Genomic DNA, 13,785 nt, shown 5'->3' with positions numbered 1-13,785 from the left:
ATGACAGAGTTAACTCAACGCGACACTTGGGCTGCCATCGCAGCCCATACGGCACTGCTGCCTCATATGCGTACGCTGTTTGATAGCGATCCTCTGCGATTTGATAAAATGTCATTATCTTGCTGTGGCTTACTGCTTGATTACTCTAAAAATAGAGCCAATGAGAAAACGCTTTCACTATTATTCTCACTGGCTAATGAGAGCAATTTAACGGCCAAAATCAAAGCCATGTTCAGCGGAGAGATCATCAATAATACCGAGCAACGCGCTGTATTGCATACAGCGCTGCGCGCCCATGCAGATCAACAAGTATTGGTCGATGGCCGTAATATTATTGATGAGGTAAAACAAACACAGGCTAAAATGGCCCAATTTGTCGATGCTGTAACCTCGGGAAAATGGCGCGGTTATACCGGTAAAACAATTACCGATATCGTTGCCATCGGTATTGGAGGCTCATTTTTAGGCCCAAAAATAGTGACTCAGGCACTTCGTCCTTATTGGAATAAGTCACTTAATTGCCACTTTGTCGCCAACGTAGATGCCACCTCTTTATGTGAAAAATTACGCTTGGTTGATCCAGAAACAACACTATTTGTGATGTCATCAAAGTCATTTGGCACGCAAGAGACGCTCACCAATACCTTAAGTGCTAAACAGTGGTTTCTCGACCATGGCGCCACTCAGGCCGATGTTGCAAAACATTTTGTTGCAGTTACCTCTAACGTAACTAAAGCCACAGAATTTGGCATGGACGCTGATAATATTTTCCCTATGTGGGATTGGGTTGGCGGACGTTACTCTCTATGGTCAGCGATTGGTTTGCCTATTGCGCTATTGATCGGCATGGATAACTTTTACGCCCTACTTGAGGGTGCTAAAGAGATGGATGAACATTTCTTAACCGCACCATTAGAGCAAAACATGCCAGTTATCATGGGGTTGTTGTCACTGCTGTATAATAACTTCCATAATGCTCAGTCTCATGTGGTGCTCACTTATGACCATTACTTACGCGGACTACCAGCCTATTTTCAACAACTAGACATGGAAAGTAACGGTAAATCTGTGACATTAGGTGGCACTGAAGTTGACTACAATACAGGCCCGGTTATCTGGGGAGGAGAAGGAACCAATGGCCAACACGCCTATCACCAACTCATTCACCAAGGAACGGCACTGATCCCGGCAGATTTTATTTTGCCGCTACAAAGTCATAATCCATTGGGTGAGCATCATGTACAGCTTGCATCAAACTGTTTTGGTCAAACTCAAGCCATGATGCAAGGTAGAACCTATGATGAAGCCTTAGCCGAATTAAGTGCTAGCGGATTAAGCCATGATGAAAAAATATTGATCGCTAAACATAAAGTGATGCAAGGCAATAAGCCAAGTAACACCATTTTAATGAATAAACTCACGCCAACCACTCTAGGTGCCTTAATCGCACTATATGAGCACAGAACCTTTGTGCAAGGCGCGCTATGGGACATTAACTCCTTCGACCAATGGGGTGTTGAACTGGGTAAAACCCTTGGTAATGATATTTTGAGTCGACTACAAGCAGAGCATGATACGAATGAGCTCGACAGTTCAAGTAATGCATTAATCAATCTATTTCGTTCAAAACACCAATGAACAAGATATAAAAGCTAAGAACAACAATGTTAAAGCCAGTTTCGACTGGCTTTTGTATTTTCTAGCTTAACGCAACTTGTCTAATGCCCCCTCCTGTACCGCCTAAAAATCATAAAATATCCATTTGATATTAACAAAAATGAAACATTTAGCTTGCACCATAAAATGGAAATGTGATATTTAATTGATGAGAAAAAATACAACAACAGGAGGTTGCCATGAATCGTTTAGATTATGGTAGTGCGCTAGATGATACCGTCATTGAAAGACCCAGCAGTCGTTCGCGGAGCTCCAATAAAAAGCGAAAATGGCGTGAAATTGAGGCTATCAAAGAGAAACATCGTTTGCTTAAAGAACTCCAAGATATTGACAGTAGTTTCGATTACGATTTTGATAACCTTCTGATGTAAAGCCTGTTCAATACAGTAAATAAAAATAGCGCCCAGAGCGCTATTTTTATTTACTGTATTGCGGCATGGAAAGTCAATCATCAACCTTAGCAAGATAGTCACGTAACTCTTCAAACAAAACATTATCGTCATCATTAAACAGTGGATCAGAAATCAATCGCTCTTTGCACTGAGCCGCAACACTAACCCAGTCTTCATCGGTCATTCTTGCTTGCCATTGCGGAAATAAATGCTGCTCTTCATAAATCATATGTTCAGTCTGAAGTTCGACATACTCTTTCAATGCTTCACTCATCAGCTCTAATTGAACCGGAATATCACTTAAAATAAGGTTTAATGTTGCCATCAATGTCGACGAACTCTCTACCAGTCTCTCATGTTCATCAGCTAAACGTTTTTCATTTACTTCAGTAGCATATTTTTTCGTATAAAAGTCATCAATGAGATCCTCCAAAGGGTGGTGACTATGCTCGGTATAACTTTGCATATATTCAACGATATCCCGGATCAAATTAAAGTTAACCGTCTTGGCATTTTCTAGCCTATGCTGCTTTTTCTGCAATAATGTTAACAGTATCGCAATATGCTTATGGTCGTTATGAAGCCTTGCTAACATCGTCACCTCCATACTTATGAAACGCCTCTATTCACTATAGTAAATAGTTTGCTTTTAACTCACACTAATATGTAACTCAACGCTATGATGTGACTCAGATCAACTAAAACCAATTTAAAATAATCACTTACGGTATATTGCTAATAATTTGGTTGATATTAGGCCTAATGCAAACAGCACATTGAATCCCCCACGAGCTTCACCAAGCACGTCAATATTGATTAAAGTGACGCCACCACCGTAGCAGATATACGCTCAATTCAATACCGAGCTCAACGCCACAACAGCCCCCAGCCACTAGCTCTAGTTCGTCATATTTAAGGCTAAGTCACCCAATCGACCAACGAATCAATAAAGCGGCCATTAAGTAGAACATTGTGATTGAGACACGGCTATAAACACGATAGAGTCGGTGCTAATAGTGCTAACAGATTCTCACAAACTAGATGGCTACGAGATGACGATTACGTTATGTACAGCCGAGTAATACGGCTTACATATAAAGAGTGGTTTATCAAAAATTTTCAACAGGGTAGGAAATAAATGCAAGATGAACATTGGGTTGGTGCCCACGTTAGTGCAGCGGGCGGCATCGCCAATGCGCCACTCAATGCCAAGAAGATTGGCGCCAATGCATTTGCGTTATTCACTAAAAATCAGCGGCGTTGGCAATCAGCACCTTTATGCCCTAAGCAAATAGCAGCCTTTAAGCAACACTGTTACGATGCCCAAATCAATGTCGATGCTATCTTACCTCACGACAGCTACTTGATAAATCTCGGTCATCCGGATCAGGTTCAGCTCGAACGTTCACGCGACGCCTTTGTCGATGAATTACAACGTTGCCAGCAGATGGGACTCACCTTGTTAAATTTTCACCCTGGTAGTCATCTAAAGCAGATCAGTATTGATCAATGTCTCACCCGCATTAGCGAGTCGATAAACTTAGCTTTAGACTGCACCCAAGGTGTCACTGCTGTAATAGAAAATACCGCAGGCCAAGGTTCAAATTTAGGTCACAGCTTCGAGCAATTAGCGCAAATTATTGACAAAGTTGAAGATAAATCAAGGGTTGGTATCTGTATCGACACTTGCCACATGTTTGCCGCAGGATACGACTTGACCAGCAGAGAAGCCTGCGAGACAAGCTTCACCGCGTTCGACAAGATTGTCGGTTATCAATACCTCAAGGCCATGCATCTTAATGACAGTAAAACCCCTCTAAATAGCCGCGTTGATCGCCATCATTCTCTTGGCGCGGGGCACATAGGCCATGAGGCATTTAGCTTTATTATGCAACTGCCGGCCACAAAGCGTATTCCGTTAATTTTAGAAACCATAGAGCCAGCCAATTGGCCTGATGAGATTAACTGGCTGCGCCGTCAAGCCAAGCTTAGCGCTTAAATTAAGCCGTAAAGATGACAACTTTCCCAGCATAAAATAACAAAAGGACGAATGCAGTAGCAATCGTCCTTTTTATTGGGTAAAGCTTCCCCGTATTTACCCACCAGCTCATAACAAATGAGCTAAAGCCTTAACGTGCTCAACGTGACAGCGTTGCAAAAAGGTGGGCTTTGAGGGCGGTGAAATCCGCAGGCAGATTGACCGACAATATCGGCTTATCTTTTACTGTCTCTAATGCTGGCGGCAAACCGACCTCAATAGACAAGCACGCCTCGACTACCTCTTTAAATTTGGCCGGATGCGCAGTGCCAAGGAAAACCCCCTGCTCACTAGGCTTCATGGTCATCGATAGGGCCTGCGCCGCAATCGCGGCATGGGGCTCAGAAAGATAACCACCTTGATACAATTGCGACAATGCTGCCTCAGTATCGGCCTCTGATAATGCCACGCCGCTAATATCACTTAAACTCCAGCCCATCGCCTCAACAATCGCCTCAACCCTAGGCCAATTACTTGGCTCAGACACATCCATGGCATTAGACATGGTGGCGACGGTGGCTTGAGGTGCCCAATCACCTAAGGTCAAATAACGCGGGACGGTATCATTGCTATTGGTGGCGGCCACAAAGCGTTTCACAGGTAATCCCATCGCTTTGGCAAATAGCCCTGCAGTGAGATTACCAAAATTACCGCTCGGCACGGCAATCACAGGATCGCTGTTATGAATGCGTTTAAACTGGGCAACGGCTTCGAAGTAATAACAAATTTGCGCCAGTAAGCGGCTAATATTAATCGAGTTGGCCGAATTAAGATGTAAGCCGTCGCGAATATCACTGTCTTCAAATGCAGCTTTGACTAAATCCTGACAAGCATCAAAATCTGACGCTACAGCAACGGTGTGAATGTTATCACCTAGGGTGGTAAACATTTTCTCTTGCAGCAGACTTATCTTACCTTTGGGGTACAGCACCACCACTTCGATGTTATCCAAACCATAAAAGGCGTCAGCAACGGCTGCGCCTGTATCACCGGACGTAGCCGTTAATATGGTGATCCTATCGTCGGTAGCTAAGCTATTGAGACACTGGGCCATAAAGCGTGCACCAAAATCTTTAAACGCTAATGTGGGACCATGAAATAGCTCTAAACAGTAGCGGTTGTCATCGGCTTTCACTAAAGGAAGCTCAAAATTAAACGCATTATCGACCAGTTTATCGACCATCTCCTGACCGAGTTCTTGTGCTAGCCAAGCTCCTAAGATCTGTTTAGAACGCTCGACAAACGGCATGGCTAGCAGCTCATCCATATTGTCTAATACCGGGATTAATGTCGGAAAGAACAGTCCTCGATCACGGCCTAGACCCAGCTTAACCGCCTGAGTAAAAGTAACTTTCTGCGACGGGTGTTTTAAATTATATAGTTCCATCTGTAGTGCGCCTTAATCTGATAATAATGTTCAATCGACCCGACGAGTACCTTGGGTATCAATCTGACAGATATGAGAAAATCCCACACCTTGTTTTACATAGTGGCTATCAAGCCATGCTTGCGCCGCCTGCGCGGTAGCAAGGTCGTCAGTAACCGAAAATAGAGTTGGACCGCTGCCAGAAATGCCTGTGGTTAACATGCCTAGTTCAGCAAGTGCCGCTCGGGCTTGTTCATAACCAGGAATTTCACTGGCACGATAAGGCTCGGCTAACACATCTTTTAATACCGCAATGGCAAGGGTTGCATCTTGCTTATAACTGGCGTGGACAAACGCACTAAGATAACGACCAAAATCGATAGCCACAGATTTGTCATACACCTCTGGCAATAACGCCCGCATTTTAGCGGTCGATAGGGAGATCCCAGGATATGCCACCACCCAATACCACTGTTTAAATACGGGTAATCCTTCACATACCGAATGCGGCACATCGAGCATCAATTGCATGCCACCGAGGTAACATGGTGCGACATTATCATAATGTACCGAGCCGCTAATTTTGCCCTCAAACTCCCCCATTAAACGCAGCAAGGCTTGCTCATCAAAAGGGCGATCGAAATATTCATTTAAGGCATAAAGAGCCGCTACCACTGATGATGCACTGGAGCCGAGGCCACTGCCCACAGGAAGATTCTTCTCCAACGTCATAGCGATACCCGCCTGACTATCTAATTGCGCTAAAAAAAACTCAGCGCATTGATAGACAATATTGTCAGCCGCATCTGCAGGCAACTTGTCGGCCCAGTGACCCGCCAACGATAGAGATATTCCCGTTAAGGCTGGTTCAATAGTGACGCAATCGCCAAGCAATGTGCCATCGATGGGCGCTAACGCCGCACCGAGTAAATCAAAGCCCACCCCAACATTGCCCATCGACGCAGGTGCATAAACCGTTAAACTCATGCGCCCATCTCCCGTGTCCAGTTAAGGGTCCGTAGAAGATCGGCAAAAGCCCCAGCAGCAGTCACATCGGTGCCAGCACCATAGCCTCTGAGCACAAACGGGATTGGCTGATAGTAACGACTGTAAAAGGCCAGCGCATTCTCGCCCCCTTTAACGCTATAGAGTGGATCGTTAGCATCGACTTCTGCGACCTTGACTCGGCAACCTTGCTCATCAATTTGCCCAACATAGCGCAGTACTTTACCTTGTGCCTTAGCCTCATCTACACGCTCTGCTATTTCACTGTCGAGTGACGCTAAGTTGTGCATAAAGGCCGAAACATCGCCTGATGCGTCAAAATGCGTAGGCAATACTGACTCAACCACGATATCACTTAACTCAATTTCCATTCCCACTTCACGGGCTAAGATCAACACCTTGCGCGCTACGTCCATGCCACTCAAGTCATCTCTGGGATCGGGCTCGGTAAAGCACTTGTCACGAGCAATTTTGGTGGCCTCAGAGAGGGTCATTCCCTCATCAAGCATACCAAAGATAAAGGATAACGAGCCCGATAATATGCCATTAAATTTTTGCAATTTATCGCCAGCAAATAACAATTTTTTAAGGTTATCAATCACAGGTAAGCCAGCACCTACCGTCGTTTCATACAAAAATTGACGACGCTGTTTTAACGCAGTTTGCCTTAACGCGCGGTAGTAATCTAAGTCTCGAGTATTGGCTTTTTTGTTAGGCGTAACCACATGTAAGCCGGCATTCATGACATCGAGGTAACGATCGGCAACCAACTCACTAGAGGTGCAATCAACCAATACCGGATTAAGTAATTGCTGCTCAGTCGCCCATGCTAGCATCTGATTTAAATCATAATCTTGTTGGCTGTCACTTAAGCGCCCTTGCCAATGATTAAGATCAACGCCTTGAGCATCGAGCAACATCTGGCGAGAATTAGCAATACCACAGACTCTGACGGTAATATGCTGCGCTTTAAGCATCTCTGATTGTTGTTTTATCTGCTCGAGTAAGCCTGCGCCCACATTGCCACAACCGACTAAAAATACATCCAGATAATGCTGCACATCAAAGAAGCGCTGATGGCAGGCGGCGATAGCATGTTTAGTCTTACGCAGCTCAATCACCGCCGAAATAGAGCGCTCAGATGAGCCTTGAGCAATGGCAACAATATTGACGTTCGCCTGTGCTAACGCTTGGAAAAACTTACCCGCAACGCCCTTATGAGTGCGCATACCATCACCAATTAACGACACTATCGCCAAGTGATGACGCATCTCTATCTCTTCAAGAATGTCACTTTTAAGTTCAAGCTCAAATTCTTGCTCTAACGCCATACGCACTTTGTCCGCATCTTGTGTCGCGACACAGAAGCTAATGCTGTATTCAGATGAGCTTTGGGTGATCAATGAGACCGAAACGCCCGAACGAGAGATAGCCCCCAAGGTGCGACTAGCCATGCCAACCATGCCCTTCATGCCTGGGCCTGCGATATCAAACATGGTCTGTTCATCGAGGTTAGAGATCGCCTTAACATTAAGGCCTGTCTTATCGACTTGGTTAGACACCAATGTCCCTGGTGCATCTGGATTAAAGCTATTACGGATATAACAAGGGATATGATATTGGGCAATAGGAGAGATGGTTTTAGGGTGCAGTACTTTGGCACCAAAGTAAGACAGCTCCATTGCTTCTTGATAGCTTAATTGAGTTAATAGTTTAGCGTCGGCCACCACGCGAGGATCTGTGTTGTACACCCCGTCTACGTCAGTCCATATTTCACAGCAACTAGCATCGATACAGGCAGATAATACCGCCGCCGAATAGTCTGAACCATTGCGCCCAAGGGTAACGATACGTCCATGCTTATCACCAGCGGTAAAGCCAGGCATGACCCACACGCGATGAGCATCAAGCGAAAGCGCGGCAAGTCGTTGTTTACTGGCATTAATATCGACTAATGATTCAAGCACTTCACCTGTCGCTAAAAATAAGTGTTGTGGCACAAGTTGACTAGCCGATATTTCTCGGGCCAACATTAACTGTTCCATTAAGGCCGCAGATAACTTTTCGCCACCCACGATGATTTCAGCGCGAACATAATCTGGACATTCGCCAAGTAGCATGATCCCTTGCAGTTTGTCATGCCAAAGCGACAATTGCTTGTCCAATACTCGCTGAAGATCACTAGACTGCTGTGAGGACAGTTTCTCTTGGCTCGCCTGCTGATATAGCTGTTCAAAAACCAACTTAACCTTATTCAGTACCAGTAGAAAATCACCGCCGCTAACCGCCAAGTCGACCATTTCAAGCAGCCCATTGGTCACGGTTGCTGGGGCTGAAAGCACAACGGCAATACCTTCTTGCTCTGCACTGCTAGCGACAATGTCTGCCACGCCATTAAAACGCTGCCAATTAGCCAGCGAGGTACCACCAAATTTCATCACTTTCATATCATCTCCTTGTACCGCGCTACCCCAGAAACAAAAAAGCCCGCTCCTTGGAGGGAGCGGGCTTATTCAATACTTATATTTTACGTATGTTCAGCCGGCCCCCACGATGGTTGTCGTGGTGGTTGTAATAATGGTGGTTACTACGAAATATAGGCTAAACATTATAATTATCTGTTCACAATTAATTGTGTATTAAGTGGTAACTAGAATTGCTTTTTTTGTATGCAGCTGTCAACCCCCTACAGGCAACTTTCTCAAAAATAGCTAATTCACATCACTTTGATGATGAACATATAAAGTAGATCAATTCAAACATCAACAATTGCGAACATTCGCCATTTAGGACGATACAAATCTAAGCTATACAAACAGATATTCTAGATTAATTCCTTTATTAACAGGTAATAACAGTAGAAATAGTATTCCAGAAAAAGTTAACAATGCAAAATAGACCTTTGTGTAATATTTAAGACTAAAGTCGACATAACATCATAACTCCCCCCTCATTTACTGCAATTAAGGTGAGTGCATAATTTATTGGAAATAGTGAGAAAAAATTCAACAAAAACCGACCGCATCATCACAACTTCCAACGGTACAATGACCCGAGCTAACAACCCGACTCACAATTTATAAATTTTTCATTCAAGAAGCGGTACTAGATCATCGCCAAGTATTAAAAAGCAAGTTAAAATGCCGCCACATTCTGAATTGGAGGCGATATGATAATCACCCAACACAAAGCTGTTAGCATCCATTACCGCTTAACAAACCAACAAGGTGAGTTAATTGAAAGTTCATTTGAAGGTGAACCAATGCTTTACCTTCATGGCGCCGAGAATATGATCCCAGGCTTAGAAGCGGCATTAGAAGGCAAAACGGTTGGTGATAAGCTCGATGTTACCGTTGAAGCTGAACAAGCTTATGGCCCTTATCATGATGGCCTACGCCAAGACGTACCGCTGTCAGCCTTTGGTGACATTGAAGATATCGTACCGGGTATGCGCTTCATTGCCGAAACTGAAATGGGTCAACGTCCAGTACAAGTGACAGAAGTAAAAGATGATGTTGTCGTTGTTGATGGCAACCACCCATTAGCCGGTCAATCACTTAACTTTACCGTTGAGGTGCTTGCTGTTCGCGACGCGACCGAGGAAGAGATTGCCCATGGCCACATTCATGCTGGCGGCAGTTGTGGTGGTCATGAACATAGCCACGAAGGCGGTTGTTGTGGCGGTGAAAGCCACAGCCATGAGGGTGGATGCTGCAATGATGACAGCGAAAAAGAAGCCAAAGAAGGCTGTGATGGCAATGGTGGATGTGGTTGTCGCCACTAAACACTTATCATCAGATGATGATTTAATACTCAAGTTGTAATTGATCCGACGATATAAGACTCGAGTTGTAATATTGAAAGCTGGCAGCCTTTTTTAGGATTTTGCCAGCTTTTTTATTTTAGACTTTCACTTACTTTAACTGCTTAATCAACCTCTTCACATCGATAGTCACCAATAGTTAAGCTAATCGCCATTACTTTAGGCTATTACATCGCTTATATTTTATATCCAGCAGTCGCATTATCGAAAGCGTCTCAGTCCAGATAATCCTGACTCAAGGCTTCTCAAGCACCACTTATATACTGCCTAATAATAGCAACCTTATCTTTACAATAAGGCTGCACTAACTTATTAGCAATTTATAAATAATGAGCATAGTGGCAGAACATCATAGAAGTTTTTATGACAATATTAAGGCTCGAACCGTATCGCGTTGCGCCTCGCTCATATGTTTAAGATAATTAGAGCAACGAGTAATGGTCGCAATACTTATCTCAAACTCAGCTGCCATCCGCCGTTGACTCATTTCCCCCAGTAACAGGGCTTGAAACACTTTTAAACGGCCGGCAACGGCACTTCGTTCCTCTTCAGTGAGTAATAATTCAAATAATGCGTTCAATTCACCAGGCTTTTGATGAGTCATTACTTTATCTAACACTAGATCCCAATTGGCGCGCACAGCAACCTCTGTTGTAATCGTTGACCATTACGAAAGTGTAGCAATAAAGCTACGCTAAAGGCTATAACCGTCAGTCTAAAATATGATAATTCATCGAAAATAGTAGCTTTCGTAACTGAAACACACTTAGCAACAAACATTGAAGTAACTTTAATAAAAAATGATTGGTATCTGACAGTTAATTGCGCTTAGAATAATTGCACCAAGTCACATAAACATCAAAAATCGTGAGAGCCATCCAATGAAAAAACAGATTAAGTTAGGCCTATTCGCACTTGCTGGCAGCGCCATGCTAGCTTCAGTAGCACACGCTAACAACTTTAAAGAAGTCGAGGATGCAATCGAATATCGCCAATCAGCATTTGGTCTAATCGCATACAACTTTGGTGATATGGGCGCTATGTTGAAGGGTGAAAAACCGTTTGACGCTGAAGTATTCGCTATGCGCGCACAAAATGTTGCCGCCTTAAGTCAACTACCAGCAGAAGGTTTTGTGGCAGGTTCTGATAAAGGCAATACAGAAGCATTGGCTAAAATATGGAGCGACAAGACTGATTTTGACAGCAAAATGAGTGAGTTTCAGGATAATGCAGCTAAGCTTGCCGTTGCTGCACAAGGTGATGATAAAAACGCATTTAAAGCAGCATTTATGGCTACTGGTAAGAGCTGTAAAGGTTGCCACGACGTCTACAAAAAAGACTAATCGCCAGTAACAGAGCTTGCCTAACTACTATGCCAACTAGCCAAGATGTAAGTTAATGCACTGATATTTAATAATAAAAATTAAATAATCACTTATTCACTTACATGGATACTGTTATTAAAACGAATACTAAAAAGGTTAGCGGTATCTGCCGCTAACCTTTTTTATATGGCTATTTTATCTAACAACTACAACATTACAGTTAACGGCAAAATCAAGTAATTGACCGCCAAGCCCATCAATAGACCTACCAAGATTAATGCAATAATATTAGAGCGAAATCTCAACTCAGCAACCATATCTTGAGTGACATATTTATAACCTGTGATCATTGCGCCCACCAACTTATCACCTTTAAAACTATGCACAATAACCGCTAACACATGCATAGCCGCCAGTGCTAATAGCAGATTAAAGTTCATCTTATGTAACCAGGTTAACGTGCTGCCAAGTTCACTAGTAACGTAACGATAAAGCGGCCCTTCGGTAAACACTTCATCGGTAGCAAACAGACCACTGCTTAACTGCACTAGCAGTATCACCATCATAGTTACTACCATATAGCCACCTAATGGATTATGCCCAAGCGTAGCTTTAGTCGGTTGCTTTAAATAACGGATAACTTGATGAGGTGGCTTCACGAAATGGCTAAAGCGCGCGGTATCACTACCGATGAAGCCCCATAGTAGGCGAAATATAATTAATACCATTAATGAGTAAGCAAATACCTGATGCCATTGCATTTCTCCCGCATCGGCGCTCCACCACAATGCACCGAGTAGCCCAATCATGCCCCAATGAAAGACTCGCGTGGGTAGATCCCACACCTTTAATTTGATTTTATTATCGACACTCGACAATTTGGAAGACATCTCATTTCCTTTACAACAGAAGATGCGTGAGATGATATTTGAAGCGACTCATAGAGGCAATAGAAATGAATTTCTGAAGTTATCTAATCAAATATGACGTCTTAAAATAAGAAATACAAGCTATTCCTAATGTTTATTTAGCCAATTTGTCGATGACATCAAATAAAGCGTTGAACATAAAAATACCGCCACCAAACACGATCTAGATCACATTATTAGTGCGCCAAATTGGTAATCTGAACTCAAGGAAGCAAAGACAAGGTTGGATATATGATAAAGATTACTAGCAAAGATTTCGACGTAACAGCCCCTATCCGTGAACGTATCGAAAGTCGATTGGAGAAACTCAGCAGACACGATATCCAATTAATTAATCCGCATGTCATCATAGAACAAGAGAAGCAAGGATTTAAGATAGAAGCATCGGTCGGTATTCCCAGTAATCAATTATTTGCCCAAGCAACAGATAAAGATCTTTATGCCGCAATCAATGCCATGGGACAAAAGCTTGAAAAGCAACTCAACCGTTTAAACCACAAACCCGAAGGAGCACGTCGCGCAGTACCTGTCATCGATAATGATGTTGTTGGTGATGACTTAGAAGATGAATATGAAGAGACATTTGATAAGGAGTATATCGCGTAGAGGAGTTATTGTTGAGACTGTAGGCAATAATTTTAGGCTCAATAAACACCGAGGAATATCACTAGCAAACTAGCCACATTGTCTACAGTTGCTATATTGTATTTTCGATAAATGCTTAATAATTAAAATGAACATGCCTTTCGTGTTATATCGATTGGGTCTTGGCAGCTAATAACCGCCTCAACGAGTTATCAACTTACTGGAGGAATCTAGCTAACAAACTAGCGATGTTGCCACCCCTTGTTATACTTGAAGGTAGAGCGGTATTGAGAAACAGTAATACAAGGTAAACCTGAAATAGATATAGGAGAACGCCGACACTTGAATTCGATTTTGCAACACAATAAAAAACGACGACTATCCTAGCCTTATGGTACCCAAATGTACCAACAAGGATCAGCTAACGAGCTAAACAGTAATGGTCGTCTCTCTTTGGTAAGGTCGCCAGTTTCACAACGAAAGTGAATGTTAATGGCGCAGTAACAGCATTAAGGAGAGATCACAGTTTGAGTGAAAGGCAAATGAGTTTTTAACGGCGACAGAAAAAGCCACGCAACATTGATTTAATCAACGCCTGGAACATCGCTAATGTAATAGCATCGTCGCCGAGTTGTCAGCAGGATC

12 protein-coding genes are annotated in these 13,785 nt (G+C 43.3%); 6 read left to right on the top strand and 6 right to left on the bottom strand.

The features are described from left to right. Positions 1-1,638 carry a glucose-6-phosphate isomerase gene (gene pgi, locus AC5YBZ_RS04520; protein WP_494519835.1) on the top strand — a complete coding sequence of 546 codons (1,638 nt, stop codon included), beginning with the start codon at positions 1-3 and terminating at the stop codon, positions 1,636-1,638. Positions 1,639-1,856: 218 nt separating this feature from the next. Next, the gene (locus AC5YBZ_RS04515; RefSeq protein WP_475516098.1) at positions 1,857-2,048 is read left to right on the top strand and encodes a DUF3545 family protein; all 192 of its coding nucleotides are present in this window, start codon (positions 1,857-1,859) and stop codon (positions 2,046-2,048) included. A gap of 73 nt (positions 2,049-2,121) precedes the next feature. Here the strand turns inward: AC5YBZ_RS04515 and AC5YBZ_RS04510 are convergent, their stop codons facing one another. Then, the gene (locus AC5YBZ_RS04510) at positions 2,122-2,664 is read right to left on the bottom strand and encodes a hemerythrin domain-containing protein (RefSeq protein ID WP_494519836.1); all 543 of its coding nucleotides are present in this window, start codon (positions 2,662-2,664) and stop codon (positions 2,122-2,124) included. Positions 2,665-3,207: 543 nt separating this feature from the next. On the opposite strand from AC5YBZ_RS04510, the gene nfo reads away from it, so the two are divergent. Further along, positions 3,208-4,068: a deoxyribonuclease IV gene (nfo, locus tag AC5YBZ_RS04505; protein ID WP_494519837.1), complete on the top strand. Its 861-nt coding sequence runs from the start codon at positions 3,208-3,210 to the stop codon at positions 4,066-4,068. A gap of 139 nt (positions 4,069-4,207) precedes the next feature. On the opposite strand, the gene thrC is transcribed toward nfo, so the two are convergent. The 3 genes from thrC to thrA are packed head-to-tail and all read right to left on the bottom strand — an operon-like array spanning position 4,208 to position 8,925. Further along, positions 4,208-5,494: a threonine synthase gene (gene thrC, locus AC5YBZ_RS04500; protein ID WP_494519838.1), complete on the bottom strand. Its 1,287-nt coding sequence runs from the start codon at positions 5,492-5,494 to the stop codon at positions 4,208-4,210. 30 nt (positions 5,495-5,524) lie between these two features. After that, positions 5,525-6,460, bottom strand: coding sequence for a homoserine kinase (gene thrB, locus AC5YBZ_RS04495; protein ID WP_494519839.1), 936 nt, complete (start codon positions 6,458-6,460; stop codon positions 5,525-5,527). Beyond that, positions 6,457-8,925: a bifunctional aspartate kinase/homoserine dehydrogenase I gene (gene thrA, locus AC5YBZ_RS04490; RefSeq protein WP_494519840.1), complete on the bottom strand. Its 2,469-nt coding sequence runs from the start codon at positions 8,923-8,925 to the stop codon at positions 6,457-6,459. Before thrA ends, thrB begins: the two co-directional genes overlap by 4 nt. A gap of 722 nt (positions 8,926-9,647) precedes the next feature. Between thrA and slyD the strand changes: the two genes are divergently transcribed. Next, complete coding sequence (gene slyD, locus AC5YBZ_RS04485; RefSeq protein WP_494519841.1) at positions 9,648-10,262, top strand: peptidylprolyl isomerase; 615 nt, start codon at positions 9,648-9,650, stop codon at positions 10,260-10,262. A gap of 400 nt (positions 10,263-10,662) precedes the next feature. Here slyD and trpR read toward each other — a convergent pair whose 3' ends face one another. Beyond that, positions 10,663-10,941, bottom strand: coding sequence for a trp operon repressor (gene trpR / locus AC5YBZ_RS04480; RefSeq protein WP_494519842.1), 279 nt, complete (start codon positions 10,939-10,941; stop codon positions 10,663-10,665). 241 nt (positions 10,942-11,182) lie between these two features. Here trpR and AC5YBZ_RS04475 point away from each other — a divergent pair, with 241 nt between their 5' ends. Further along, on the top strand, positions 11,183-11,644 hold the full coding sequence (locus AC5YBZ_RS04475) for a c-type cytochrome (RefSeq protein ID WP_494524415.1): 462 nt from the start codon (positions 11,183-11,185) through the stop codon (positions 11,642-11,644). Positions 11,645-11,832: 188 nt separating this feature from the next. Here the strand turns inward: AC5YBZ_RS04475 and AC5YBZ_RS04470 are convergent, their stop codons facing one another. Continuing rightward, positions 11,833-12,516, bottom strand: coding sequence for a cytochrome b/b6 domain-containing protein (locus AC5YBZ_RS04470; RefSeq protein WP_494519844.1), 684 nt, complete (start codon positions 12,514-12,516; stop codon positions 11,833-11,835). 270 nt (positions 12,517-12,786) lie between these two features. Between AC5YBZ_RS04470 and hpf the strand changes: the two genes are divergently transcribed. Beyond that, on the top strand, positions 12,787-13,161 hold the full coding sequence (gene hpf / locus AC5YBZ_RS04465; protein WP_475516088.1) for a ribosome hibernation-promoting factor, HPF/YfiA family: 375 nt from the start codon (positions 12,787-12,789) through the stop codon (positions 13,159-13,161). Positions 13,162-13,785 lie beyond the last annotated feature (624 nt).

Source organism: Shewanella sp. 553 (genome assembly GCF_059338375.1).
This window is presented reverse-complemented; position numbering and strand designations above follow the sequence as displayed.

Bases quoted from the DNA above. Each gene is read 5' to 3' on its own strand.
- AC5YBZ_RS04510 (WP_494519836.1), bottom strand. From the start codon at position 2,664: ATGTTAGCAAGGCTTCATAACGACCATAAGCATATTGCGATACTGTTA.
- thrB (WP_494519839.1), bottom strand. From the start codon at position 6,460: ATGAGTTTAACGGTTTATGCACCTGCGTCGATGGGCAATGTTGGGGTG.
- AC5YBZ_RS04515 (WP_475516098.1), top strand. From the start codon at position 1,857: ATGAATCGTTTAGATTATGGTAGTGCGCTAGATGATACCGTCATTGAA.
- AC5YBZ_RS04470 (WP_494519844.1), bottom strand. From the start codon at position 12,516: ATGTCTTCCAAATTGTCGAGTGTCGATAATAAAATCAAATTAAAGGTG.
- thrC (WP_494519838.1), bottom strand. From the start codon at position 5,494: ATGGAACTATATAATTTAAAACACCCGTCGCAGAAAGTTACTTTTACT.
- slyD (WP_494519841.1), top strand. From the start codon at position 9,648: ATGATAATCACCCAACACAAAGCTGTTAGCATCCATTACCGCTTAACA.
- hpf (WP_475516088.1), top strand. From the start codon at position 12,787: ATGATAAAGATTACTAGCAAAGATTTCGACGTAACAGCCCCTATCCGT.
- AC5YBZ_RS04475 (WP_494524415.1), top strand. From the start codon at position 11,183: ATGAAAAAACAGATTAAGTTAGGCCTATTCGCACTTGCTGGCAGCGCC.
- nfo (WP_494519837.1), top strand. From the start codon at position 3,208: ATGCAAGATGAACATTGGGTTGGTGCCCACGTTAGTGCAGCGGGCGGC.
- pgi (WP_494519835.1), top strand. From the start codon at position 1: ATGACAGAGTTAACTCAACGCGACACTTGGGCTGCCATCGCAGCCCAT.
- thrA (WP_494519840.1), bottom strand. From the start codon at position 8,925: ATGAAAGTGATGAAATTTGGTGGTACCTCGCTGGCTAATTGGCAGCGT.